19 protein-coding genes are annotated in these 25,906 nt (G+C 69.0%); 13 read left to right on the plus strand and 6 right to left on the minus strand.

Annotation, left to right across the window (positions count from 1 at the left end):
• From HUA74_RS37240 to cysI, 9 genes are all read left to right on the plus strand, one after another.
• The coding region (locus HUA74_RS37240) for a non-ribosomal peptide synthetase (RefSeq protein WP_174458395.1) at window positions 1-4,172 on the plus strand (4,172 nt) is incomplete at its 5' end.
• Window positions 4,173-4,275: 103 nt separating this feature from the next.
• A complete protein-coding gene (locus HUA74_RS37245) occupies window positions 4,276-5,499 on the plus strand; it encodes an alpha-hydroxy acid oxidase (protein ID WP_174458396.1) in 1,224 nt (407 codons plus the stop codon).
• A 482-nt stretch (window positions 5,500-5,981) separates the two neighbouring features.
• The gene (locus HUA74_RS37250; protein ID WP_174458397.1) at window positions 5,982-6,731 is read left to right on the plus strand and encodes a phosphoadenylyl-sulfate reductase; all 750 of its coding nucleotides are present in this window, start codon (window positions 5,982-5,984) and stop codon (window positions 6,729-6,731) included.
• A gap of 14 nt (window positions 6,732-6,745) precedes the next feature.
• Window positions 6,746-7,402 (plus strand): bifunctional precorrin-2 dehydrogenase/sirohydrochlorin ferrochelatase, encoded by a 657-nt coding sequence (locus HUA74_RS37255; protein ID WP_141644628.1) that lies wholly within the window; start codon window positions 6,746-6,748, stop codon window positions 7,400-7,402.
• Entirely contained in the window at window positions 7,399-8,199 is an 801-nt protein-coding gene (gene cobA / locus HUA74_RS37260; RefSeq protein ID WP_141644627.1) for a uroporphyrinogen-III C-methyltransferase, read from the plus strand. Before HUA74_RS37255 ends, cobA begins: the two co-directional genes overlap by 4 nt.
• Window positions 8,192-9,109 (plus strand): sulfate adenylyltransferase subunit CysD, encoded by a 918-nt coding sequence (gene cysD / locus HUA74_RS37265; protein WP_174458398.1) that lies wholly within the window; start codon window positions 8,192-8,194, stop codon window positions 9,107-9,109. Before cobA ends, cysD begins: the two co-directional genes overlap by 8 nt.
• On the plus strand, window positions 9,109-10,842 hold the full coding sequence (locus tag HUA74_RS37270) for a GTP-binding protein (RefSeq protein ID WP_174458399.1): 1,734 nt from the start codon (window positions 9,109-9,111) through the stop codon (window positions 10,840-10,842). Before cysD ends, HUA74_RS37270 begins: the two co-directional genes overlap by 1 nt.
• Complete coding sequence (locus tag HUA74_RS37275) at window positions 10,839-12,680, plus strand: assimilatory sulfite reductase (NADPH) flavoprotein subunit (protein WP_174458400.1); 1,842 nt, start codon at window positions 10,839-10,841, stop codon at window positions 12,678-12,680. The genes HUA74_RS37270 and HUA74_RS37275 overlap by 4 nt, the downstream gene beginning before the upstream one ends.
• A gap of 24 nt (window positions 12,681-12,704) precedes the next feature.
• The gene (gene cysI, locus HUA74_RS37280; protein WP_174458401.1) at window positions 12,705-14,396 is read left to right on the plus strand and encodes an assimilatory sulfite reductase (NADPH) hemoprotein subunit; all 1,692 of its coding nucleotides are present in this window, start codon (window positions 12,705-12,707) and stop codon (window positions 14,394-14,396) included.
• Between the two features lie 13 nt (window positions 14,397-14,409).
• Here the strand turns inward: cysI and HUA74_RS37285 are convergent, their stop codons facing one another.
• Genes HUA74_RS37285 through HUA74_RS37295 form a run of 3 tightly spaced genes read right to left on the minus strand, consistent with a single transcriptional unit; the run spans window position 14,410 to window position 17,320 of the window.
• The gene (locus HUA74_RS37285; RefSeq protein WP_217442687.1) at window positions 14,410-15,006 is read right to left on the minus strand and encodes an HD family hydrolase; all 597 of its coding nucleotides are present in this window, start codon (window positions 15,004-15,006) and stop codon (window positions 14,410-14,412) included.
• A gap of 59 nt (window positions 15,007-15,065) precedes the next feature.
• Window positions 15,066-16,124 (minus strand): SDR family oxidoreductase, encoded by a 1,059-nt coding sequence (locus tag HUA74_RS37290; protein ID WP_141644621.1) that lies wholly within the window; start codon window positions 16,122-16,124, stop codon window positions 15,066-15,068.
• On the minus strand, window positions 16,121-17,320 hold the full coding sequence (locus HUA74_RS37295; protein WP_174458402.1) for an MFS transporter: 1,200 nt from the start codon (window positions 17,318-17,320) through the stop codon (window positions 16,121-16,123). Before HUA74_RS37295 ends, HUA74_RS37290 begins: the two co-directional genes overlap by 4 nt.
• A 106-nt stretch (window positions 17,321-17,426) precedes the next feature.
• Between HUA74_RS37295 and HUA74_RS37300 the strand changes: the two genes are divergently transcribed.
• Window positions 17,427-18,332 (plus strand): LysR family transcriptional regulator, encoded by a 906-nt coding sequence (locus tag HUA74_RS37300; RefSeq protein ID WP_141644619.1) that lies wholly within the window; start codon window positions 17,427-17,429, stop codon window positions 18,330-18,332.
• Between the two features lie 15 nt (window positions 18,333-18,347).
• On the opposite strand, the gene HUA74_RS37305 is transcribed toward HUA74_RS37300, so the two are convergent.
• Complete coding sequence (locus HUA74_RS37305; protein WP_174458403.1) at window positions 18,348-19,211, minus strand: NAD-dependent protein deacetylase; 864 nt, start codon at window positions 19,209-19,211, stop codon at window positions 18,348-18,350.
• Between the two features lie 153 nt (window positions 19,212-19,364).
• On the opposite strand from HUA74_RS37305, the gene HUA74_RS37310 reads away from it, so the two are divergent.
• Together HUA74_RS37310 and HUA74_RS37315 are read left to right on the plus strand one after the other, a co-directional pair.
• A complete protein-coding gene (locus HUA74_RS37310; protein WP_174458404.1) occupies window positions 19,365-21,626 on the plus strand; it encodes a tetratricopeptide repeat protein in 2,262 nt (753 codons plus the stop codon).
• Window positions 21,627-21,667: 41 nt separating this feature from the next.
• Window positions 21,668-22,135 carry a GNAT family N-acetyltransferase gene (locus HUA74_RS37315; RefSeq protein WP_174458492.1) on the plus strand — a complete coding sequence of 156 codons (468 nt, stop codon included), beginning with the start codon at window positions 21,668-21,670 and terminating at the stop codon, window positions 22,133-22,135.
• Window positions 22,136-22,511: 376 nt separating this feature from the next.
• On the opposite strand, the gene coaA is transcribed toward HUA74_RS37315, so the two are convergent.
• Window positions 22,512-23,462, minus strand: coding sequence for a type I pantothenate kinase (gene coaA, locus HUA74_RS37320; protein WP_141644616.1), 951 nt, complete (start codon window positions 23,460-23,462; stop codon window positions 22,512-22,514).
• A 64-nt stretch (window positions 23,463-23,526) separates the two neighbouring features.
• Complete coding sequence (locus tag HUA74_RS37325; RefSeq protein WP_174458405.1) at window positions 23,527-24,258, minus strand: M90 family metallopeptidase; 732 nt, start codon at window positions 24,256-24,258, stop codon at window positions 23,527-23,529.
• Window positions 24,259-24,430: 172 nt separating this feature from the next.
• On the opposite strand from HUA74_RS37325, the gene HUA74_RS37330 reads away from it, so the two are divergent.
• Entirely contained in the window at window positions 24,431-25,795 is a 1,365-nt protein-coding gene (locus tag HUA74_RS37330) for a BamA/TamA family outer membrane protein (protein ID WP_141644614.1), read from the plus strand.
• Window positions 25,796-25,906: the final 111 nt, after the last annotated feature.

Here is a 25,906-nt window from a genome sequence, read left to right on the forward strand (position 1 = left end):
CCGACAACTTCTTCGCACTCGGTGGCCACTCCCTCCTCGCCACCCAGGTCATCTCTCGCGTCCGCTCCTCCTTCGGCGTCGAGTTGCCCCTTCGCGCCCTCTTCGAGGCACCCACTGTCGCCTCCCTTGCCGCGCGCATCCTCGCGGCCTCGCAGGAGAGCCTCACCTCTCAGCCTCCCCCCATCCTCCCGGTGCCGCGCTCCGGCCCGCTGCCTCTCTCCTTCGCTCAGCAGCGCCTCTGGTTCATCGACCAGCTCCAGCCCGGCAGCTCCATCTACAACATGCCCTCCTTCGTCCGGTTGGACGGGCATCTCGACATCCACGCGCTCCAGCTCAGCTTCGATGAACTCGTCCGCCGTCATGAAGCGCTCCGCACCACGTTCTTCGAGCTGGATGGGCAACCCTTCCAGCGCATCTCTCCCGTGGGCGAACTCCCGATGGTGCGCGTGGACCTCCGAGGCCTCGACGCGGAGACGTCTCACAGCGAGGTCCAGCGCAGATTGAAAGAGGAGTACCAGCGGCCCTTCGACCTCTCGACGGGTCCGCTCATCCGCGCTCAGGTCCTCGAGTTGAGCGACACCGAGCACGTGCTCGCGCTCAACATGCACCACGTCGTCTCCGACGGTTGGTCCATGGGCGTGCTCACCCAGGAGGTCGCCGCGCTCTACGACGCCTTCGCCCACGGCAGGCCGTCGCCCCTCGCGCCGCTCTCCATCCAGTACGCCGACTACGCCGTCTGGCAGCGTGACTGGCTCCAGGGTGCGGTGCTGGACCAGCAGCTCTCCTATTGGCGCAACCAGCTCACCGGGACTCCCTCGTTGGAGCTGCCCATCGACAAGGCGCGACCTCCGCTCCAGACGTTCCGAGGGTCCACGCTTCCGGTCTTCCTCTCGAAGGCCGTCTCGGAGCAGCTCAAGGCCCTTGGCCAGAGTGAAGGCGCTACACCGTTCATGCTGCTGCTCGCGGCGTGGCAGCTCCTGCTCTCCCGCTACTCGGGACAGGATGACATCGCCGTCGGCTCGCCCATCGCCGGCCGCCACCGCTCGGAAGTCGAAGGGCTCATCGGCTTCTTCATCAACACGCTGGTGCTGCGCGCGCGCGTCGACTCACGGGCGTCCTTCCTCCAGTTGTTGAGGCAGGTGAAGGAGTCCGCGCTGGGTGCCTATGCCCATCAGGACATTCCGTTCGAGCGACTCGTCGAGGAGCTTCAGCCCGCGCGTGACATGAGCCGCAGCCCGCTGTTCCAGGCGCTCTTCGTCCTCCAGAACACGCCCGAGTCCGCCGTCCAGAAGTCGGAGCTGACGCTCAGTCCGGTGGACCTGGGCAGCGTGGCGGTCACCGCCAAGTTCGAGCTTCAGTTGAACCTGACGGAGACGTCTGAAGGAGTCTTCGGTGGTCTGGGCTACAACTCCGACCTCTTCGAGCGCTCCACCATCGAGCGGATGGCTCGACACTTCGAGTTGCTCGTCGAAGCTCTCGTGGCGCGCCCCGACGTCCCGGTCCGCGCTCACGGAATGCTGACCATCGAGGAGCGGCACAACCTCCTCGTGGATTGGGCCACCGCTCCCGCGCACGTCTCGCCCGAGTCCACCCTGCCCGCCGTCTTCGCCGACGTCGTCGCACGTGCGCCCGACTCCGTCGCGCTCCTTTTCGGTGACACCTCCCTCACCTACCGTCAGCTCGACGAGCGCTCCAACCAGCTCGCCTGGCACCTGCGCTCCCTCGGCGTCCGCACCGACTCCCGCGTCGCCATCGCCATCGAGCGCTCCGCCGAACTCATCATCGCCCTCGTCGCCATCCTCAAGGCTGGCGCCGCCTACGTCCCCCTCGACACCCAATATCCGCGCGAGCGCATTGCATTCATGCTCGAGGACGCTCAGCCCCAGGTCCTCATCTCCACGCGGGCCGTCCTCGACAAGGTGCCCGCCGATGGCCTGACGTGCGTCCTCCTGGATGAGGTGTCGCTGACCAACAGCCCCACCGAAGCCCTGCCGTCGTCCGCGCTTCCCGAGTCGCTCGCCTATATCGACTTCACCTCCGGCTCCACCGGCAAGCCCAAAGGCGTTGGCTGCACCCACAGCGGCGTCATCCACACCCTCATCGGCGTCGACTTCACCCACCTCGGGCCCGAGCAGACCCACCTCCTCCTCGCTCCCATCTCCTTCGACGCCACCACCTTCGAAATCTGGGGCGCACTGCTCCACGGCGCGCGCCTCGTCGTCCTCCCGCCTCAGGCGCCCTCGCTCGAAGAGCTCTTCCAGACCGTCGCCCGCCATGGCGTCACCACGCTCTGGGCCACCAGTGGTCTGTTCTCCCAGCTCGTCGAGAGTCGCCTCCCCGCGCCTCCTTCACTCCAGCGCGTCCTCACTGGTGGCGACATCGTCTCGCCTCTCCATGTCCGACGCGCGTTGCAGGACTGGGGCATCTCCGTCACCAACTGCTACGGCCCGACCGAATCCACCGTCTTCGCCACGACCTTCCTGGTCGCTCGGCCCGAGGACGTTGGGGCAACGGTGCCCATCGGCAAGCCCACCAACGGCACCCGCCTGCTCGTCCTCGACTCCTCGCTTCAGCCCGTCCCCATCGGCATCACCGGTGAGCTCTTCATCGGTGGTGACGGCCTGGCTCGCGGCTACGTCGGCCAGCCTTCACTCACCGCGGAGCGCTTCATCCCGGACCCGTTCTCCTCCGTCCCTGGGGCGCGCCTCTATCGCTCCGGCGACCTCGTCCGCTGGAGCCACGACGGGACGCTCGCCTTCATCGGTCGCGCCGACGCGCAGGTGAAGGTGCGCGGCTTCCGCATCGAGTTGCCCGAAGTCGAAGCCGCGATGCTCACGCATCCATCCATCCGCGAGGCCATCGCCATCGCTCGCGAGGACGTCCCCGGCGACAAGCGGCTCGTCGGCTACTTCGTCGGCGACGACCTGGACGCCGTCTCCCTCCGAGCCTTCCTCAAGTCTCGGCTTCCTGAGTACATGGTGCCGTCGTCCCTGCTCCGCCTCGACGCGCTCCCTCTCACCTCCAACGCGAAGATTGACCGCAAGGCACTGCCTCCTCCCGAGGCCGTGCTCTCTGCTCCCTCCTCCACCTACGTCGCGCCGCGCACGCTCACCGAGGAGCTGCTCGCCTCCATCTGGGCGCAGGTCCTTCGCGTCCCACAGGTCGGTATCGAGGACGACTTCTTCGAACTCGGCGGCCACTCACTCCTCGCCATCAAGCTGATGGCGCGGATTCGCGAGCGCACAGGAGTCTCGCTCCCCGTCACCGCGCTCTTCCAGGGCTCCAGCATCGAGCGTCTGGCGCCATTCCTGGAGCAGCAGCAGGACGGCACGCGCGCCACGCCGAACCTCGTGCGCCTCGACTCGGGCACCTCCACCGAGCGCCCGTTGTTCCTGGTCCACGGAGGCGGCGGCAGCGCGCTGGGCTACACGGAGCTCGTTCGTCAGCTCGCGCCGAGCCGGCCCATTCACGGCCTCTCCGCGAGCGGCATTGATGGAGGCGAGTTGCCTCCCGCGTCCGTCGCGATTCTCGCGCGGGACTACCTCTCGCAGCTTCGCGCCGTACAACCCCATGGCCCCTACCTGCTCGCGGGCTGGTCCTTCGGCGGGCTCGTCGCCTATGAGATGGCGCGTCGGCTCCAGGCATCAGGCGAGCAGGTGGAGCTGCTGGCGATGATCGACAGCCATGCTCCCAAGCCGGAGCCGCGTCCGACACCGGATGCACTGTCGCAGCTCGCGGCCTTCGGACAGGTGCTCGGTCTGCCGTGGCGAGACCTCCCGGTGGACCCGGAGCGACTGGCCCGCCTCGAAGGCCGGGAGCGGCTCGCCTATCTGCTGGAGCTGACCCGCCGCGCCTCCACGCACGCCTTCGACCTGGACGTCGACGCGGCGGAGCGTCTCTTCGCGCTCTACCAGCGACTGAGCGAAGCCCAGCGCGGCTATGTGCCCACGGGCGCGCCGTATGAGGGGACCACCGTGCTCATCAAGGCCGCGACGCCGCTCCCGGGGCTCACCGTGACGGCGGACCTGGGCTGGGGCCCGTGGCTGGCCACCGCGCCGACGGTGCATGAGTCACCGGGAGACCACTACACGATGCTGCGCGCGCCGCACGTCACCACACTGGCCGAGCTGTTCGCTCGACTGCTCGCCGCGCTGAAGCGAGACGCCGCTTGATGTACGCGCGCTGCGCGGTCCCCCACGTCGGGGCTGCTAACGTCAGCAGGCCCGCTCCCGGAGTGGATGCTCTGGGGTGTCGGGCCCCGAGGGAGCACGCATCGTGATTGTCAGCATCGATGACCTGCGCCAGCGAGCAAGACGTCGGTTGCCCAGAACCGTCTTCGACTACGTGGAGGGCGCCGCCGACGACGGTTTCACCTCCGGTGCCAACCGACGCGGCTTCGACCGCTATCTCTTCCGAGCGCGGGCCCTGGTGGACGTGAGCGCGGTGGACCACTCCACCACGCTGCTCGGAGAGAATCTGGCCACCCCCATCATCCTGGGCCCCACGGGGCTCGCGGGGCTGCTCGCGCCTCGGGGCGAAGAGCTGGCCGCGAAGGCCGCGGCGAGCCGAGGCACCGTCTTCACCCTCAGCACCATGTCCATCGGAACCCTGGAGGAAGTGGCCGCCGCGGCGCCCTCCCCACTCTGGTTCCAGCTCTACGTCTGGAAGGACCGGAGCGTCACGCGTGCGCTGGTGGAGCGCGCGAAGGCGGCGGGTTATCGCGCGCTGTGCCTCACAGTGGACGTGCCCGTCATGGGCAACCGGGAGCAGGACCGGCGCAATGGCTTCACCCTGCCTCCTCGCGTCCAGTTCTCCAACGTGATGGACGTGCTGCGCCACCTGGGTTGGGTGCTGCGCATGTCAAAGAGCCCGCGAGCCACCTTCGGCAACTTCGTGGACCATCCTTCGCTGACCCGCACGGACGCGGTGGGTGTCGCGCGCTTCACCAACAGCCAGTTCGATCCTTCGGTGACATGGAAGGACGTGGAGTGGCTTCGCTCCATCTGGACCGGCCCGCTCGTGCTCAAGGGCATCACCTGCGCGGAGGATGCGCGACATGCCGTCTCGCTGGGTGTCGAGGCCGTCATCGTCTCGAACCACGGAGGCCGGCAGCTCGACTTCCTCCCGGGCGCCATCGACGTACTTCCGGAGGTGGTGGACGCGGTCGAGGGCCGAGCGGAGGTCATCCTCGACGGGGGCATCCGCCGAGGCTCCGACGTGGTGAAGGCCGTCGCCATGGGCGCACGCGCCTGCATGGTGGGTCGCCCGTTCCTCTACGGGCTGGCGGCGGACGGGCAGGCGGGCGTGGAGCTGTCGCTGGACATCCTCACCTCGGAGATTGACCGGACGCTCGCGCTGCTGGGTCGTCCGCGGCTCCGTGAGCTGGAGCGCTCCGCGCTGCGTGTCGATACCCCCGCGACCCTGGAACCCACCGCGTCCTCGCACCGACTGGAGACTTCCACCGTCACGAGGCGGGCGGGTGGGACAAGCGACACCTGAGTACCCCTCGGGACAAGGAGGTCAGGTTGACGGCGCGAGGTGACAGCCGTTAGCTTGCCGTTCCGTGTTGACGCCTTTCACTCCGATGGCCGCGCTGTTCCGCCGCTGCTGTCGGTCGTGTGCCTGTTGTGCCCTCTCGGGCCTGGGCTGTTGAAGCGCGCGCCGGAAGCCTCCTGATTCCCTCCGCGCCTCGCCTGGCCCCACCTCCGTCCCGAGGTCTGGGTCTGTTCCGTTGTTTCCCGCACACCGCTTCCCGACGCTCCCTCATGCACCTTCTCTCCACCCAGCCAGTCGCGACGCAGCAGGCGCCCCACGGAGCCCGCTGTGCGTGCTGTCTGGCGTGTGCGTGTGAGGTGTGTCCGCCGACAGGCGGGCCCCGAGCCCCGAGGAGCGGATAGCGGTTCCATCCCTTCTCCCCTGCTCGCGCGGCCCGCCCTCGAAAGAGGCGCGGGCCGTCTGCTTTTCAGCCCCTGGAGTCCACCGTGTCCGTCGTGCCGTCGTCTCCCGCACTTGGAATCGCTCGCGAACCCTCGGCCCTGCTCGCGGAAGCCGCGTCGCTCGAAGCCGCCACCACCGAGGAGATTCTCGCCTGGGTCGAGCAGCGGCTCGGCGCGCGCGCGGCCATCGCCTCGAGCTTCGGAGTGGAGGACATGGTCCTCATCGACCTGGCGCGCAAGCACGCGCCCAGCCTGCGCGTCTTCACCCTCGACACCGGTCGCCTGCCGTCGGAGACCTACGAGCTCATCGAGGTCGTCCGCAATCGCTACGGCATTCCCGTGGAGACCTACTTCCCGGAGCGAGCCCGCGTCGAGGCGCTGGAGTCGACCCAGGGCTACTTCTCGTTTCGCCGGAGCCTCGACGCGCGCAAGGAGTGCTGCGCCATCCGCAAGGTGGAGCCCTTGCGTCGCGCGCTGCAGGGACTGGACGGTTGGGTGACGGGGCTGCGCCGCGAGCAGTCCGCCAACCGCACCGAGGTCGCCATCGTCGAGCACGACCGCGACCATGGCGGGCTGCTCAAGCTCAACCCCCTGGCGGCCTGGAGCCGGCAACAGGTGTGGAGCTACATCCAGGCGAACGCCGTCCCGTACAACGCCCTGCATGACCGGGGCTACCCGTCCATCGGCTGCGCGCCGTGCACGCGCGCGGTGAAGCCGTACGAGGACGAGCGCGCGGGCCGGTGGTGGTGGGAGTCACGAGAGCACAGCGAGTGCGGACTGCACCGCGTTCGGTGACGCGGACTCCCGCCATGGCGACCTCTACCCCTATCGACTATCCCGTCTGCCTCCGGCTCGAGGGCCGCCGCGTCCTGCTGGTGGGCGGAGGCGCCGTGGCCGAAGGCCGGGCCCTGGCCCTGCTCGAAGCGGGCGCGCGGCTCCACCTGATAGCCCCTGACGTCACCGACACCCTCCAACGCCTGGCCGCCGAGGGACGTCTGGACTGGGAGCGCAGGGCCTACGCCTCCGGCGATGTACGCGGCCACGCGCTGGTGCTGGCCGCGACGGATGAGCCCGCCGTGAATCAACACCTGACGGCCGAGGCGCGTGAGCTGGGCTTGTGGGTGAACACGGCGGACGAGCCGGAGCTGTGCGACTTCACCCTGCCCTCGGTGGAGCGACGAGGCCCCATCACCGTCGCGGTCTCCACCGCCGGTCAGGCCCCCGCGCTGGCGCGCCACCTGCGCAGGGAGCTGGGGGCCCAGGTCGCGCCCCACCACGTCTGGCTGGCGAGGCTGAGTGGATGGCTGCGCCGACGGCTGCCTCGTGGTCCCCGGCGTCAGCGCCTGCTGAAGCAATTGGTGGAGGGAGAGCCTGGCGCGCTGCTCGCGCGCGGTGAGCGAGGGGCCGCGGTGGCTCGGCTTCGCTCGGAACTGAAGACCTTCAAGTCGTCTGGAGAGTTCACATGAAGGAGTCGTCGAGAGGGCGCGTGTACCTGGTGGGTGCGGGCCCTGGAGATCCAGAGCTGCTCACGCTGCGCGCGGCGCGCTTGCTGCGAGAGGCGGACACGGTGGTGCATGACCGGCTCATCCACCCCGGAGTGCTGGAGCACGCGCGTCCGCACGCCCGGCTCATCTACGTGGGCAAGGAAGGTGGGGGCGAGTCGGTACAACAGGAGGCCATCCACGCGGTGCTCATCGCCCAGGCACGGCTCGGCCGCACCGTGGTTCGCCTCAAGGGCGGAGACCCGTTCGTCTTCGGTCGCGGCGGGGAGGAGGCCCTGGCGCTGGAGGCCGCGCGCATTCCCTACGAGGTGGTGCCCGGCATCTCCTCGGGCATCGCGGTGCCCGCCTCGGCGGGTATTCCCGTCACCCATCGGGACATGTCCGGCGAGGTGACCTTCGCCACGGCGTTCCGCGCGGGGGGAGCGCCCGACTGGGGCTTCCTCGCACGCGCCCAGACGCTGGTGCTGTTCATGGCGGGAAACCGCCTGGAGGAGACGACGGCGGCCCTGGTCACCGCGGGTCGCGCGGCCTCCACGCCCGCCGCCCTGGTGGAAGCAGGCACCTGGGAACACCAGCGCGTGGTGGAGGCCACCCTGGGCACCGTCGCCCAGGAGGCGCGCAAGGCCGGACTGGGCTCTCCCTCGCTGCTGGTGGTGGGCGAAGTCGTCGCGCTGCGCGCTCGGCTCCCTTCGCTCGCGGCGAGGAATCACACGGCGACGGGAGACTCCGTCCCCCGGTTCGCGGAGGCGGGACATGACTGACACGACCCATGCACGCTCCACGCACCTGGAGGAGCTTGAAGCAGAGAGCATCCACATCCTCCGCGAGACGGTGGCGGAGTTCGCCAACCCGGTGATGCTCTACAGCATCGGCAAGGACTCGCAGGTGCTGCTGCACCTGGCGCGCAAGGCCTTCCACCCCGCGCCCCTGCCCTTCCCGCTGCTCCATGTCGACACGACGTGGAAGTTCCGGGACATGTACGCGTTTCGCGACGCCTTCATCGCGCGACACGGTCTGCGGCTGCTCGTCCATCAGAACCACAAGGCGCTCGCCGAGGGCATCAACCCCTTCGACCACGGCAGCCAGAAGTACACGCACGCGATGAAGACGCAGGCGCTGCTCGAAGCGCTCGCGCTGCACGGCTTCGACGCCGCCTTCGGTGGAGCCCGCCGCGATGAGGAGAAGTCCCGGGCCAAGGAGCGCGTGTTCTCCTTCCGGGACAAGCATGGCCAGTGGGACCCGCGCCGGCAGCGGCCAGAGCTGTGGAACCTCTTCAACGGCCGCGTGGACGCGGGCGAGAGCATGCGCGTCTTCCCCCTGTCCAACTGGACGGAGCTGGATGTGTGGCACTACGTCCTGCGCGAGAAAATCCCGGTGGTGCCGCTCTATTTCGCCGCCGAGCGCCCCGTCATCGACCGGGGTGGCACGCTGCTGATGGTGGATGACGAACGCATGCGCCTGCGCGCCGGGGAGCGGCCCACGCTCCGGCGGGTGCGCTTCCGGACGCTCGGCTGCTACCCGCTCAGCGGAGCCATCGAGTCATCCGCCACCACGGTGGAGGCCGTCATCCACGAGATGGTCCACGCACGTCAGTCCGAGCGCCAGGGCCGACTCATCGACCACGACGAAGAAGGCTCCATGGAGCTGAAGAAGCGCGAGGGGTACTTCTGATGGACACCGCACTCCAGGCCGTTGCGCAACCCGACATCCAACGACTCCTCGACGAGCACTCCAACCGGGCGCTGCTGCGGCTCGCGGTGGTGGGCTCGGTGGACGATGGCAAGTCCACGCTCATCGGCCGACTCCTCTTCGAGTGTGACGGACTCTTCGAGGACCAGATCTCCGCGGTGCGACGTGCCAGCGCGAAGCGGGCCGCCGCCCGGACGGAGCTTCCTCCAGAGCTGCTGGTGCAGGGGCTCAAGGCCGCGGCGGGCGCGGGTGACGAGGAGGAGCTGGACTTCTCCCTCTTCACCGACGGCCTGCGCGCCGAGCGCGAGCAGGGCATCACCATCGACGTGGCGTACCGGTACCTGTCCACGGCGCTGCGGAAGATCATCATCGCCGACACGCCAGGACACCTTCAGTACACGCGCAACATGGCCACGGGTGCCTCCACGGCGGACGCGGGCGTCATCCTGGTGGACGCGAGACTCGGCGTCCTGCCGCAGACGCGGCGCCACGCGTACATCGCCTCGCTGCTGGGCATCCCCTACCTCGCGGTGGTGGTGAACAAGATGGACCTGGTGGGCTACGAGCGCGCGACGTTCGAGCGCATCGGCTCCGAGCTGGTGGACTTCGCGCGCACGCTGGGCTTCGAGGGCGTGCGCCTGTTCCCCGTCAGCGCCAGCCGGGGCGACAACATCACCCGCCTCAGTCCCCGCACACCCTGGCACGAGGGCGGCACGCTGCTGGGCTGGCTGGAGTCGCTTCCTCACCAGCGAAGGCTCGACGGCGCGCCCTTCCGCTTCCCCGTCCAGTACGTGCTGCGGCCCCATCAGGACTACCGGGGACTCGCGGGCCAGGTGGCCTCCGGCACGGTGCGCGTGGGAGACGAGGTGCAGGTGCTGCCCTCGGGTCGCAGGACGCGCGTGGAGGCCATCGACACCTTCGACGGCGCCAAGGAGGAAGCCTCCGCGACGGACTCCGTCACACTGCTGCTCACGGACGACGTGGACGCCAGCCGAGGCGACCTGCTCGCCCACGTGGACCAGCCGCCCCTGGCACTACAACACCTGGACGCGATGCTGGTGTGGTTCGGTGAGCAGCCGCTGGACGTGACTCGCCGCTACCTGGTGAAGCAGACCACGCGCACTGCACCCGCGCAGTTCGAGCGTGTGCTCTGGCGCAAGGAGCTGGAGACCCTCTCGGAGGTGCCCTCGGAGTCGCTGGCGCTCAACGACATCGGCCGCGTCCGGCTGGTGTGCCGCCGGCCCCTGTTGTGCGACCCGTACCAGGAGAACCGGCGCACGGGGGCTTTCATCGTCATCGACGCGCTCACCCACGACACCGTGGGCGCGGGCATGGTGCTGGGCCCCGCGGAGTCCACTTCGCGCGCCGGTGCGCCGCTCGTCACGAGCGCCGAGCGACACGGACGGCTGGGCCAGGTCGGCGCCGTCGTCCTGCTTCCCGCCACATCCGAGGCGGCCAGTCGCGCGTTCGCGCTGGAGCGTGAGCTGTTCAACCTGGGCCGCCATGTCGCCACCGTGCCCGGGGATGTGGAAGTGGCCCTGGCCCTGGCGCGCGCGGGCTTGTTCGCCCTCGTCTACGCGGAGGCGCCCCAGGTCCGGCGTGCGCTGCGAGAGGAAGCCCATGACGCGGGCACGGGCTGGTGGGAGCTGGACGACGCGGAGGTCCCGGAGCAGTGGGCGCGACGCCTGACCGCGCCACGGGAGGACGCGACATGAGCGCCTCCTCCCCAGGCAATCTCACCCTGTCCCCGCCTCCTTTCATCGGTGCATTGCTGGGCGCGGAGAAGGGCACGTTGCTGCTGGAACTGGTGGCGGGGCTGGACCCGACGGCGCTTCATTGGCTGAGTGGTTACGCCGCGGGCCTCGCGGCACGCCCCGGTGCGGTCTCCACGGCGGCGACCGTCGCGATGGCTCCCACGGCGACACCCGCCGCGCCCCTCACCATCGTCTACGGCACGCAGACGGGAAACAGCCGGCTGATCGCCGAGCGACTCAAGCACCAGACGGAGAGCGCGGGCCTTCCCGTGCGCATCATCCGGGCCAGTGAGTACCCGGTGCGAGAGCTGGCACGCGAGAAGCTGCTGGCCGTGGTCATCAGCACGCAAGGAGACGGAGACCCTCCCGACGACGCGCGTGGGTTCTGCGAGCACCTGCTGGGCAAGCGCGCTCCCCGACTGGAGGGCCTGAGCTACGCGGTGCTCGGACTCGGGGACACCAGCTATCCGAAGTTCTGCGAAGTGGGGCGGGCACTCGACGCGCGACTGGCGGAGCTGGGTGCCACGCGACTGGTGGAGCGCGCCGACTGCGACCTGGACTTCGAGCCCATCGCCACGGGCTGGTTGGACCAGACGCTCGCTCGCGCTCGCGAGGCGCTCGAACCGCGCACGCCCTCTGTCGCCACCGTCGTCCCGCTGCGAGGCGCCACGGCCACACCTACCGTGGGAAAGGAAGCCCCCTTCGCCGCGACCGTGCTGGTCAACCAGCGCATCACCGGACGGGGCGCGCTCAAGGACGTCCGCCACGTTGAAATCTCCCTCGAAGGCTCCGGTCTGGAATACGCGCCGGGCGACGCGTTGGGGGTGTGGGCACCCAATCCACCGGAGCTGGTGGACGCCGTCTTGAGGCAGCAGCGACTGGATGGCGCGGAGCCGGTGACGCGCGACGGGAAGACACTCCCGCTGGCGGTGTGGCTCTCGGAGGGACTGGAGCTGACGCGCCTGAGCCGGCCCTTCCTGGAGCGACACGCCACGCTCGGCGCGAGCACCGCGCTCCAGTCCGTGCTGACGCCCACGGGCGCGGAGGCCTTCCGCGCGCTGCTGAAGAGTCATCAGGTCATCGACGTGCTTCGCCAGCACCCCGCGCCGTGGAGCGCGAAGGAACTGGTCCTCGCGCTGCGCAAGCAGACGCCCCGGCTGTACTCGATTGCCTCCAGTCCCAAGCGCGTGGGCGAGGAGGCACACCTCACGGTGGCGGTGGTCGACTACACGGCCTTCGGCGAGCGCCACCTCGGCGCCGCGTCGTCTCACCTTTCCACGCGAGGGGCGGACGCGGACTCGGTGCGGGTCTTCGTGGAGCGCAACGAGCGCTTCCGGCTGCCGGAGGACACGGACCGGGACGTGGTGATGATTGGCCCCGGCACAGGCGTGGCGCCCTTCCGGGCCTTCGTGCAGGAGCGCGCGGAGGTCGGCGCGCGCGGACGCAACTGGCTGTTCTTCGGAGAGCAGCACTTCCGCAGCCAGTTCCTCTACCAGTCGGAGTGGCAGGAGGCGTTGAAGAAGAAGACGCTCCACAAGCTCTCGCTCGCCTTCTCCCGCGACACGGCGGCGAAGGTCTACGTCCAGCACCGGCTGCGCGAGGCGGGCAAGGAACTCTACACCTGGCTGGAAGGCGGCGCCCACCTCTACGTGTGCGGCGATGCCCAGCGCATGGCACCGGATGTCCACGCGGCCCTGGTGGACGTCGTCGCCGAGCACGGTGGCCGCGGCCGAGAGGACGCCGAGGACTGGCTCAAGACGCTGCGTGACGAGCGGCGCTACCTGCGTGACGTCTACTGAATCCTTCTGACTGTGAGCAATGACATGAGCACCCAGCCCAAGCCCCTCTCCGAAGTGGAGCACATCAAGGCGAACAGCCGCCTTTTGCGCGGAACGCTGGCGGAGAGCCTGGCGGACCCGGTGACGGGCGCCATCTCCACGCCGGACACCAGCCTCATCAAGTTCCACGGCAGCTACCAGCAGGATGACCGGGACCTCCGCGAGGAGCGTCGCCAGCAAAAGCTGGAGCCGGACTACAGCTTCATGCTGCGCACCCGGCTCCCCGGGGGCGTCTGCACCGCCGCGCAGTGGCTCGTCATGGACGGGCTGGCGCGAGAGCACGCCAACGGCACCCTGCGAATCACCACGCGGCAGGCCTTCCAACTGCACGGCATCCTCAAGGGCGACCTCAAGCCGACGATTGCGCGCATCAACGCCGCCCTCATCGACACGCTGGCCGCATGCGGCGACGTCAACCGCAACGTGCTGTGCAATCCCAACCCGGTGGACACCCGCGTGCATGAAGTGGTGTACGGCTGGGCGGTGCGCCTGTCCGAGCACCTGCTGCCCAAGACTCGCGCGTACTACGAGCTCTGGTTGGACGAGGAGAAGGTGGCCGGCGGCGAGGAGGAGCCCCTGTACGGCGCCACCTACCTGCCCCGGAAGTTCAAGGCCGCCGTCGCGGTGCCGCCCGAGAACGACGTGGACCTGTTCGCGCAGGACCTGGGCTACATCGCCATCATCGAGGACGGCGTCCTCCAGGGTTTCAACGTCGCGGTGGGCGGCGGCCTGGGCGCGACCCACGGTGACGCCAACACCTTTCCCCGGCTGGCGGATGTGCTGGGCTTCGTGCCTCCCGAACAGATGCTCGCGGTGGCCGAGGAGGTGCTGAAGATTCATCGTGACTACGGAGACCGGGGCAACCGCAAGCGCGCGCGCCTGAAGTACGTCCTGGAGGACCGGGGCGTCGCCTGGTTCACCGAGGAACTGGAGCGCCGCCTCGGCTTCAAGCTGGAGCCCACGCGGCCCTTCACCTTCGAGCACAACGGAGACCGCTTCGGCTGGAGGGAGGGCCACGACGGGCGCTGGCACCTGACGTTGCATCTGGACAGTGGCCGCGTGGCGGACCGGCCCGGCGCGCTCCACCTCACGGGGCTGCGCGAGATTGCCCAGGTGCATGCCGGCGACTTCCGGCTGACCCCCAATCAGAACCTCGTCATCGCGGGAGTGCCCCCGGAGTCCAAGGAGCACATCGACGCGCTCGTCCGGGCCCATGGACTGGAGAGCTTCCGGACCGCCAGTCCGCTGCGGCGCAACGCGCTCGCCTGCGTGGCCCTGCCCACGTGCGCCCTCGCCATGGCCGAGGCGGAGCGCTACCTGCCGACCTTCGTGGAGCGCGTGGAGGGCCGCCTTCAGGCACATGGCCTCCAGGACGCCAACATCCTGCTGCGCATCACCGGCTGCCCCAACGGCTGCGCGCGCCCCTACCTCGCGGAGATTGGCCTCGTGGGCAAGGCCCCCGGTCGCTACAACCTCCACCTGGGCGGGGATGCCCGGGGCCAGCGCCTCAACCGACTGGTCCGGGAGAACATCGACGAGGCGACCATCCTCTCAGTGCTGGAGCCACTGTTCGCGGCGTATGCGAGCGAGCGACAGCAGGGTGAGGGCTTCGGCGACTATCTGGTGCGGGCGGGGCACGTCCCCGCGCCTCCGTCCCGCACACCTCAAGCCGCCTGAGCGACGCGCTCACTCACGCGCCGAACCAGCCACGCTGGCGGGCCTCTTCCAGACGGCCCTCCAGGTACTCCCACAGGGCGGGGCACCCCGCCTGGATGGGGGGCGCGATGCGGGCCACCACCCTCGCGTGGCTGATGCCGTTCTCCCGCCAGCTCTGTCCCTCGTTGGAGAGGTTCAGCAACACCGGCATCGCACGGTCCACCGCGTTCGCGTACCGGGACTCGGGAGTCTCCGCCTGCTCGAACTCCTTCCAGAGCGCGAGGAATGCAGGGCCCTGGGGCGCGGGCAACAAACCGAAGATGCGCTCCACCGCGGCCAGCTCCGCGGCCTTGCGCTCCTTCCACCCGCCCTCCACGAACGCCAGCGTGTCGCCGGTGTCGATTTCGCCCACGTCATGCACCAGCAGCATCCGAACCACGCGGTCCTGGTCAATCCCAGGTGGAGCATGGTGGGACAGGGAGAGGGCCAGCATGGCCAATTGCCAGCTGTGCTCCGCGGAGTTCTCGTAGCGAGCAAGGCCCAACGGTTTGACCTTGCGCGTGACACCCTTGAGCTTGTCCAGCTCCAGGATGAAGCCGATGACCTGTTGCATTCCGTCGCCGTGAGCCATCCCTGGATTGTTCCCCACCCCCCAGGCCCGCTCAACTCCAGAAGCGCCACCCCGAGGAATCAGGGAATGACCTTCGCGCGGCGGAAGTCATCGAAGAGGCGCAGGAACATCGCCTCGGTGTCGACGAACTCGTGGAAGCCGAAGCGCCGCGCCTTGGTGCCGTCGGCGAACATGTCGTAGTCCCACGAGAAGACGAAGTCGCCGAAGCGCCAGGAGGACACGTCCTGGTAGGAGTGGCCCGCCAGCCCGTGCTTCTCCGTCATCGCCTTCCAGAGCGGCGCCTTGTCCGCCATGACGACGTCGAGCGACATCTGCAGCGGAGGCGCCACCTCCAACCCGAAGTAGCGGGCAATCTTCGGCCACAGCTCGCTCCAGCGGAACAGGTCCCCGTTGTTGATGTTGAACGCCTGGTTCGCGCAGCGCGCATCCGTCGCCGCCCACACCGTCGCCTTCGCGAGCAGCCCCGCGTCGGTCATCTCCAGCAGCGAGTGATACGCACCGGGCTTGCCAGGGAAGCGCAGCGGCAGCCCCAGCTCCTTGGAGATGGACGCATAGACGGCAATCACCAGGGCCAGGTTCATCGGGTTGCCGAGCGCGACGCCGCCCACCACCGACGGACGCAGCGCGGTCCACGTCCACGCCTTGCCCTTCTGCCGCTGCTCCAGGAAGCGCTGCTGGTCCACGTTGAACTCGGGCGGCATGTGGTCCGGGTCTGTCTCCCGGGCCGGCGTCTTGAAGGGCCCCAGGTGCGCGCCGTAGACCTTGTAGCCCTGCATGAGACTGACGTGGCGCAGGCCCGCGGCCACCGGCTCGATGGCGTCCACGACGTTGACGAGCATCGCCAGGTTGGGCGCGACAAGCTCCGCCCACGTCGGCCGCTCCTGGTACGCGGCGTAGAAGATGTGCGTCACATGGCCCAGGTTCGCCAGCTTCACGCGGCAGTCTTCCGCGTCGAGCAGGTCCACCTGCACGTGCCGCACGCGCTCGGAGGAAGGGCCGCCTCGCCGGGACAGGCCGATGACCTCCCAGTCACCCAGCGACTCGAGGTGCTCGATGAGGTTGCGACCGATGACACCCTGCGCGCCCACCACGAGGGCGACCTTGTTGACCGTGCTCATGACACTCCTCCTTGCAGCATTCGTTCGTTGGGAGCGCCGAGGCGGCGCTCGCGGGACTCCAGGCGCAGCGCCAGGAGGACGATGAAGATGGCGGACACCGGCACCAGCGCCGACACCCACGTGACGGCGCCCAGGCCCGGGCCGCGGTCGATGATGACGCCACCGAACCAGGCGCCCAGCGCGTTGCCCAGGTTGAAGGCTCCGATGTTGAGGCTCGACGCGAGGCTCTGACCGGCCCCTTCGGCCTTCTCCAGCACCCACATCTGAAGCGGCGGCACCGTGGCGAACGCGGCGGCGCCGAAGAGGCCGATGGCGATGACCGTGAGGACGCGGTCATGCAGGACGAACGTCATCCCGAACAGCACCAGCGCCAGCACCGCGAGGCTGCCGAGGATGGACGGCACCAGCCGCCGGTCCGCGAGCTTGCCGCCCACGAGGTTTCCCACCACCAGCCCACCGCCGAAGACGAGCAGGATGGGAGACACCGCCGTCGGTGAGAAGCCGCTGAGCCGCGTCAGGATGGGCGCGATGAAGGTAAACACGGTGAACACCCCGGCGAAGCCGAGCACCGTCGTCAACAGTCCCAGCAACACCGGCCGCCGTCCCAGGGCCCTCAAATCAGCGCGCCAGTCGTTCGCCTCTTGCGACGCCTCGTCACGCGGTACGAACAGCGCAATCACCGCCACGGCGAGCAGGCCAATCAGCGCCACGGCCCAGAACGTCGAGCGCCATCCGAGCGACTGCCCCAGCCACGTGCCCAGCGGCACACCGAGGATGTTCGCCACCGTCAGGCCGGTGAACATGATGGCGATGGCCGACGCGCGCTTGTCCACCGGCACCAGGCCCGTGGCCACCACGGAGCCCACGCCGAAGAACGTGCCGTGGGAGAGCGCGGTCAACACCCGCGCGGCCATCAGCGTGCCGTACGTGGGCGCCAGCGCGCAGCCGATGTTGCCCAGCGTGAAGATGACCATCAACCCCAGCAGCACGTGCTTGCGGGACCAGCGCCCCGTCAACACGGTCAGCACCGGGGCGCCGGCCACGACGCCCAGTGCGTAGCCGGAGATGAGCAGGCCCGCCGTGGAGATGGAGACCCCCAGGTCCGTGCCCACCTCCAGCAACAAGCCCATGATGACGAACTCCGTGACGCCGATTCCAAAGGCGCCCGCGGTCAATGCGAACAAGGCCAGCGGCATGATTCGCGGCCCTCCCGTGAAGAAGTTGGATGGGGCCTTGTATGGACGGGGCGAATTCGCTGCGGTAGAGCGACGTGCGGAATAGGACTTGTGAGTTCGGCTCACCATGGCTCGCCTGGACGTCAATCGCTTCGGAGAGATGGAAGTCTTCGTGAAGGTGGTGGAGCTGGGAGGCTTCTCCGCCGCGGCGCGAGCCTTCCGGATGACCCCCTCCGCGGTGAGCAAGCTGGTGGCCCGGCTGGAGCAGCGGTTGGGGGCTCGGCTGGTCAATCGCTCCACGCGCGCGCTCCAGCTCACGCCGGAAGGCTGCGGCTTCTATGAACGCAGCGTGCGAATCCTGGGTGAGCTCGACGAGGCGGAGCGCGGTGCCGCCGCGAGCGACGAGCCCAGTGGGCGACTGCGCATCAACACCAACCCGGCCTTCGGGCGCTGCATCCTCATCCCCCTGCTCCCCGGCTTCTTCGCCCGATATCCGTCGGTGACGGTGGACCTCACGCTGACGGACAAGCTCATCGACCTGCTCGATGACCGCACGGATGTGGCCATTCGCCACGGGCAGCTCAAGGACTCCCAGCTCACCGCGCGCAGGCTCGGTGAGACGCGGATGGTCATCGTCGGCTCGCCGGACTACCTGAAGCGCCAGGGCGTGCCGAAGACTCCGGGCGAGTTGGCGTCACACAACCGGCTGGGCTTCAGCTACGCGCGCGCCATCGAGGGCTGGCCCCTGACGGAGTCCTCCTCGCAGCTCTCGCTGTCCCCGGTCGGCAACATCCAGGCGAGCGACGGTGAAGCGCTGCGACAACTGGTGCTGGCCGGAGTGGGCCTGGCACGGCTCGCGCGCTTCCAGGTGAAGGACGACCTGGACGAGGGCCGCCTCGTGGCCGTGCTGGAGGAGCACAACCCCGGCGACACGGAGGTCATCCATGCCCTCTTCCTCAGCCAGGGCGGACACCTGCCCGCGCGCGTGCGCGCCTTCGTGGACCACCTCACCACGCACGTGCGCCTGCCCTGACGGGCGACGACGCGCTCAGCTTCGCGCCAGCGCCTCGGCGAGCCTGGGCAGCACGTCTCCAGCGCTCGCTTCCACGCGAAGGTCCGCCAGCTCCACGCCACGACACTCGCCCAGGTTGAGGATGGCGATGGGCACGTGGCGCTCCGCGGCGCGGACGAGGAAGCGATAGCCGGAGTAGATGGCGAGCGACGAGCCCACCACCAGCAGCGCGTCCCCTTCTTCCAGCAAGGCGAACGCCTCCGTCACCGTGGGCGCGGGCACGTTGTCGCCGAAGAACACCACGTCCGGCTTCAGCGTCCCGCCACAGCGCACGCAAGCGGGCACCTGGAAGGACTGGAGCGCCTCCGACGACAGCTCCGCGTCACCGTCCGGCCGAAGCTCCAGCACCTGGTGGGAGAAGTCCGGGTTGAGCGCCAGCAGTCGCGCCTGCAGGTCGACACGCGCCTCCTGCGCCGCACAGTCCAGACAGCGCACGCGAGCCAGCGCGCCGTGCAACTCGATGACGCGCGAGCTGCCCGCGGCGTGGTGCAACCGGTCCACGTTCTGGGTGATGAGGCCGGGGACATGTCCACCCTGCTCCAGCGCGGCCAGCGCCCGGTGCGCGGGGTTCGGGTGGGCGGAAGCGAAGCGGGGCCAGCCGAGCAGACTCCGGGCCCAGTAGCGGGCCCGCACCTCGGGGCGCTGGAGGAACTCCCGGTGCTGGATGGGATTGCGCGCCCGGGCACGCGTGCCCGGCCCGCGATAGTCCGGGATGCCTGACTCGGTGCTGCAACCCGCGCCGGTGAGCACCACGGTGCGCCGTCCGCGCAGCAACGAAACCAGGGCGTCCACATCCTGGGCGGCCCCGGGAACGGGCGACGTCTGCGACAGAGGGGTCATGGCGGCCTAGGTATAATGGCCTCCCCGGCGGCTTGCCCAGACTCCCTGTCGGGCCCCCACCGCGACGCCCACCTCGCGGGCCAGGCCGGCGGTCGGGCCTCTGCTCGGCGCCCGTGTTAGAGTGGGCATCAGGGGCCAGTTCCGAGGAAGTACATGTACGCGTTGGTTCTTGTCCTGTTCTTCGCCTCCCAGGCTCCGGCCTCGGCGACCGAGCAGCCCCCTTTCCACGGCGCCCCCGGGCTTCAGGCCGCGTATGAGCAGGCTGACGCGGCCTTGCGGAACGACCAGCCGGAAGAGGCGTTGCGCAACTTCCACCGCTTGCTCGCGGATGCACCCAAGCATCCCGCGACGCACTGGCTCCACGGGCGGCTGCGCCTCAAGCGAGGCCATTTCGCCGAGGCCGAGACGGCGCTGAGTCAGGCGCTCGCGCGCGGCATCGACCCGAGGCATCGCGAGGAGGTCGAAGGTCAGCTCGACGCCGTCCGACGGCACCTGTCGGCCATGGAGGAAGCGCGCCTGGGGATGTCGTCGGAGCACGGCGTGAACGCTCACGACCCGGAGTCGCTCTTCGACGCGGGGATTCGCTCCCTCGAGGCGGGCGAGGTCGAGGGTGCGCTGGCCCATGCACGGCGACTGACGGCGCTCGCGCCCTGGAATGGCGAGGGCCATGCGCTGCTCGCCGTGATTCTGGAGACCCGGGGAGACAACGAGGCCGCGCGGGAAGCGGCCCGGCGAGCCCGTGAACTGGGCGCCACCCAGGGACTGCTGCGGGTCGTCGAGGAGCGGTTCGAGGACCGGCGCAGGGGGTGGCTGCTGGTGGGGATTCCCCTCGGGATGGCGCTGTTCCTGGGGTTGGGGCTGCTGCTCTCCTGGCTCGCGGGCCGAGCGTTGTCCTCGGCGCAGTTGGGCCGGCTCCAGGCGAGCGACCTGCACCTGCTGCGCGAGGAACAGACCGCGAGCGAGCGACTGGTGGACCGGATCTACATCGCGGTGCTCTGGTTCTCGTCCCTGCTGTTCTACGTCGCCGTGCCGATGATGGTGGTGCTGACCCTGGCCGTGTTCGGAGGACTGCTCCTCGCCATGGCCATGATGCCCGTCATCCCGGTGAAGCTCCTGTTCATCGGGGTGATTGCCTGCCTCGGTGGAATCATTGGCATCTTCCGGGGCCTGTTCTTCCGTGACACCCAGCCAGACGAAGGCCGCGCGCTGAAACGCGAGGAGGCCCCGCGCCTCTTCGCCGCGCTGGAGGAAGTGGCGGACGTCGCGAAGTCGCGCAAGGTGGACCGCGTCCTCATCGACGCGGGCACGGGAATCGGCGTGAGTGAGCGAGGAGGACGGCTGAGGGTGCTGCTGGGACGTGGTGAGCGAGTCCTCCAACTGGGGCTGGGCGTCGTGCGACTGCTCACGGTCTCCGAGCTCAAGTCCATCCTCGCGCACGAGTATGGCCACTTCTCCCATGGCGAGACGCGGCTGACTCCCATCATCGGTCGCATCCAGATCCAGATGGTCCGCATGCTCCACGCCATCCAGGCGGCGGGCTGGGCCTCCATCAATCCGGTGTGGTGGTTCCTGCGCACGTACTTCTTCGTCCACCTGCGCATCACCGCCGGGCACGGACGCCGCAGGGAGCTGCTCGCGGACCGGGTGTCCGCGCTCGCCTATGGCGGCGACACCTTCGCTCGCGCGCTGACGAAGGCGGTGGAGGGCAGTGACGCGTTCAAGCGCGGAATGAGCGTGACGGTGGGTCTGCGCGCCACGGGAAGGCCCACGAAGGACCTGTTCCACACCATCGACGTGGTGGCCCGGGACACGCCGCTCGAGTTCCAGGCGTTCATGCATGCGCAGCTCTTCGCGTGCCCCGTGGACGCGTACGACACCCACCCGCCTCCGTCCGAGCGCATCGAACGCGTGGCGGGCCTCCCTGGCCACCGCCCTGTCGAAGACACGTCCGCGCTGACACTGTTCGCCGATGGCGAAGCGCTCACGGACGAGCTGGGCGGCGAGCTGCTTTCGAACCTGGAGAACACGCTGGAGGGTCAGGGCCATGAGGCAGCCCCGCCCGTGGACGTGACGGACGAGGAGCGGGACCGCCTGGCCGCCGCCCTCGCCCTGCACCATGCGGCAGTCGTCCTGGGAGAACACCAGCACCCGGTCGCCTATCCCCTGCTTCAGGAGTCGGTGGGTCGACTCGAGCAGACCGCCGGTGAAAAACACCCGTATCTGGTGCCCCTGCTCACGGACCTGTCGAGGCTCCACGTCGAGCACCAGGCGCTCGACGCCGCGAGGCACGCGCTCCAGCGCGCCATCGACATCGTCCAGTCCCGGCCGGACCACGTGCGGCAAGAGGTGGATGCACTCAACGTGTTGCTGTCGGAGATTCCCCACGACACCAGAGCTGAGTCCCGCACCGCCTGAACCTCCGCAAGGAGCGAGCATCCGTGGTAGACGCCTTCCGCATGCCGAACTGGCAATGGAAGGCGTTCTCGGAGCTGACGTTGGACGAGCTGTATGACGTGCTCGCCCTGCGCCAGGAGGTGTTCATCGTGGAGCAGAAGTCGCTCTACCTGGACGTGGACGGGCTGGACCGGAGCGCCCTCCACCTCCTCGCCTTCGAGGACGCAGGCCCTCAGTCCTTCCTCGCAGCCTATCTGCGCATCCTCCCACCCGACGTGAAGTTCCCCGGCGCCTCCAGCCTGGGCCGCGTGGTGACGTCACCCAGGGCGCGAGGGCGTGGACTGGGACGAGAGCTGACGGCGCGAGGCATCACCCGGCTCGAAGCCCTCTACCCCGACGCGGACATCCGCATCTCCGCGCAGGACTACCTGCGGGCCTTCTACACAAGCCTCGGCTTCGTCGCCGAGGGTGACATCTACGACGAGGACGGCATCCCTCACGTCGAGATGGTCCGCCGCCCCCGACGCTGAGCAACGCCGCGTACACGCGCGACTGGAGCGCCTCACGCTACGTGTGACAGGCGCCGTGGTTTTCGCGCCCCCTGAAGCTCAAGGGGATGCCGTTGCTGGAGGCTCCGCGTCAGCGACCCGGAGGAGGTGTTCGGTGCCGTCCACTCGCACCGGACACTCGAAGCCCACCGGACGCCCGTCGGAGCCCGCGTCCGCCGCGAGACTCGGACCGGACAGAAGGGACAGCGCAAGCACCATCACTGAGCGGACCGTACGGCGAATCGAAGGGAGGGGCATGCGGTGACTCCCAATGTGTCGCTGAAATGTCCCAGACATACACTCCGGGCACAACCGCTCGCCAACCGCGGCCCCTCCACCGCGCGCTGACACGGGCGGACTACAGCTTGCGCAACCGCACGCGCTTCACCTTGTGGTCCGGTCCCTTGAGCAGGATGAGCCGGGCGCGCGAGCGAGTGGGCGCGATGTTCTGCGCCAGGTTGGGGCCATTGATGTCGCCCCACACGGACTCGGCCATCGTCACCGCCTCGTCCTTCGTCAGGTCGGAGAAGCGGCGGAAGTAGCTGCGCTCGTCGCGAAACGCCGTCTGCTGGAGCCGCAGGAAGCGGTCGACATACCAGCGGCGGATGTCCTGCTCGCTCGCATCCACGTAGATGGAGAAGTCGAAGAAGTCCGACAGGAAGGTGTGCGGCACCCGCTGTCCGGTGGCGCCGGACTGGAGCACGTTGAGCCCTTCCAGGATGAGGATGTCGGGCTGGCGGATGACCTTCGCCTCGTCGGGAACCACGTCGTAGACGAGGTGCGAGTAGACCGGCGCCGACACCTCTGGACGTCCCGCCTTCAGCTCCGCGAGCAGGCGCACCAGCGCGCGCCGGTCATAGCTCTCCGGAAAGCCCTTGCGCTTCATCAGCCCACGCTCGGTGAGGACGCGGTTGGGAAAGAGGAAGCCGTCCGTGGTGACCAGCTCCACGCGAGGATGGTCCGGCCACCGGCCGAGCAGGGCCTGGAGGATGCGGGCCGTGGTGCTCTTGCCCACCGCCACGCTGCCAGCGATGGCGATGATGAACGGCACCTTGCTCGTGGAGCCCCCCAGGAACGCCTGCTGCTCCATCCACAGCCGCTGGGCCGCGGCCACCTGGAGATTGAGCAGCCGGGACAGGGGCAGGTAGACGTCGGAGACCTCCTCCAGGTCCAGGTGCTCGCCCAGCCCCCGCAGACCGTCCAGGTCCTCCGTCGTGAGCGTCAGCGGCGTGGACGCGCGCAGCGCCCGCCAGGCTTCGCGCTCCAGCTCGACGAACATGGACACCGAGGGCGCAGCGGGTGCGGACATTGCGAGTCTCTCCTGCGGGTGCTGGATATCGCGCCTACCACAGCGGGGCGGGCCGCGCGCGGACTCAGGTGCCCGAGGCCGGGTCCCAGCCGTAGAAACGCTTCAGCTCTTCATACAAATCCGGCGTCTTCTCGCGCATCCGCGTGGGGCGCTCGAAGAAGTTCTCGGTCGCCACCGCGAAGAACTCCGCCTCGTTGACGGCGCCGTAGTCATCCAACACCTGGCGCTCCCGGGGGCGTCCCTCCTGGAGCCCATGGTAGTGCTCGCTCATCACCGAGGCCCAGGTCCGGTAGTGCGAATAGCTGCGCAGCTTCGGCGTCCCGTCGAAGGCCCCGTCCGCCCGGTCCAGGACGTGGGCGAACTCATGCGTGGCGGTGTCATGGCCGTCGTCCGGATTGCGCAGGCCCCCGAGCACCGCGGCCCAGGAGAGGATGACGGAGCCCCAGTTCTTGGCCTCGCCCAGCACCACACCGGTGCGGTCTGGCAGCAGGAAGGCATCGGGGTAGACGATGACTTCGCGCAGCCGGTCGTAATAGGCCAGGTCCAGGTGCACCACGAGCTGCACGGCGGTGGCGGACACGACGACGCGAATCTCGTCGGTGATTTCCAGTCCCCCGGCCCCGATGAACTCCTTCTCCCAGGCGAAGACCTTCAGCTTGGCGAGGAAGTCGTCGCGCAGCGCGGGAGACAGCGTGGCGAAGAAGGGCACTCGCGCGTCGAGGTAGCCGAGCCAGTCGGGAGGAAAGGGCCGACGCATGAGACGTCGGCGCCGCAGCTGACGAAAGAGACCGGTCATCGGGTCGGCGCCCCGGGGGCTCCCAGGGCTTCCTGGGGTCAGGCATAGCAAATGTTTCGCGGAAGTTCCTTGCCCACAGTCCGTGGCCCCACGAGGCACAGGGGGCGGTAGGGTGGGCTTCCATGGGTCCAGGCCGGCGGCCCCGCTGCAGTCACGGGACGTGCGACGAGTCATGAGCAGACGTGTGGTGAAGTGGTGCGCGGCGCTGGGAATCGCCCTGTTGTCGGGGCAGGCGGACGCGCAAGGTCCGGGGCAGGTGGTGGACGAGGTGGTGGTGCGCGGCCCCGAGAAGACGCTGCCGGAGACGGTGCGCTCCTTTTCGCGCATCGACACCGGCGACGAAATCACCTTCGAGGAGCTGGACAAGGTGGAGCGACGGCTGGTCGCCACCGGCCTGTTCCAGGAGGTGAAGGTGAGCCTGGAGCCCACGGCCCCCAACCGTGTGCGCCTCATCCTGGAGGTGGAGGACAAGGCGTCCTGGGTGGTGGCGCCCACGTTCGCGCTGTCCTCGGACAACATCGGCGGCGGCCTGCTGTACGCGGAGAACAACCTCTGGGGCCGGGCCAAGAAGTTCGCGACGGCCGCGCAGGTGAGCACGGCGGAGAGCGGCATCTTCGCCGGCTATCTGGACCCGAACCTCTTTGGGCTGCCGCAGCTGCGGTTCAGCCTGGAGGGCCAGCTTCGCAGCGACCGCATGGACGAGTACCAGCCAGGAGCGGGCCAGGAGGACCCGGTCGTCGTTCGGCGCACGCGGCTCAACTCGGCGTCCATCTCGAGCGAGCTGGGGGTGATGCTCTTCGAGCGCGTGCGCGCCGCCGTGAAGTACCGGCTGATGAGCATCGACGCGAAGTCCCCGGACCCGGAGAAGGAGGTCACCACGCCCGCGTTCTCCATCGGACCCTCGCAGCGAGATACCTCCCTGCGCCTGATGGTGGGGATCGACACCCGGCAGAACCTCCACGCGGTGATGGAGGGCCTCAACCTGGAGGCCTCCTACGAGGTGTCCAACCCCGGCGTGTGGAGCGACTTCCGCTACCGGCGCTTCGGGTTGTTGTACCGCCATGGCCTGCGCCTGTTCGAAGAGCACAACCTGGTGCTGCGCGGTGAAGCCGCCGCGGGCGTGGACCTGCCCTTCCACCAGGAACTGGTGATGGGAGGCAACGGCCTGCGGGGCTTCGTCCACCGTCAGTTCCGAGGCGACACCCGGCTGTCCTTCACCGCCGAGTATCACTTCCCCCTCTTCACCATCCGCTCCCTGTCCTTCCGGGGCGTGGGCTTCTCCGACACGGGGCTGATGGCGTGGAGGGAGCTGCCCTCGGACGGCGAGCTGCGGGACGTGAATGGGCGCGTGGTGCGCGGATACCTGCCCGACAGCCAGAGCGGACTGAAGGGCGCCACCCTGGCGCAGGGCCTGGGCGCGGGGTTGCGGCTCTATCTGCGCAACCTCGTGCTGCCCCTGGTGGGAGTGGACGCCGCCTACGGAGTCAACTCCGGGGAGTTCCGCTTCTATCTGGTGGCGGGAGTGAGTCCGACCTGAAGCAGACTGTCAGCCGGGCCGGCGGCGTGGCGTCAGGTGCGACGCGTCCGCTGGCCTCTCTCCGAAGCCTCAGATGTAGTCGGCGGAAGTCTCCCCTTCTCTTGTGAGTGC

It is taken from the genome of Myxococcus sp. CA051A (genome assembly GCF_013336705.1).
GTDB classification, from domain to species: Bacteria; Myxococcota; Myxococcia; order Myxococcales; family Myxococcaceae; genus Myxococcus; species Myxococcus llanfairpwllgwyngyllgogerychwyrndrobwllllantysiliogogogochensis.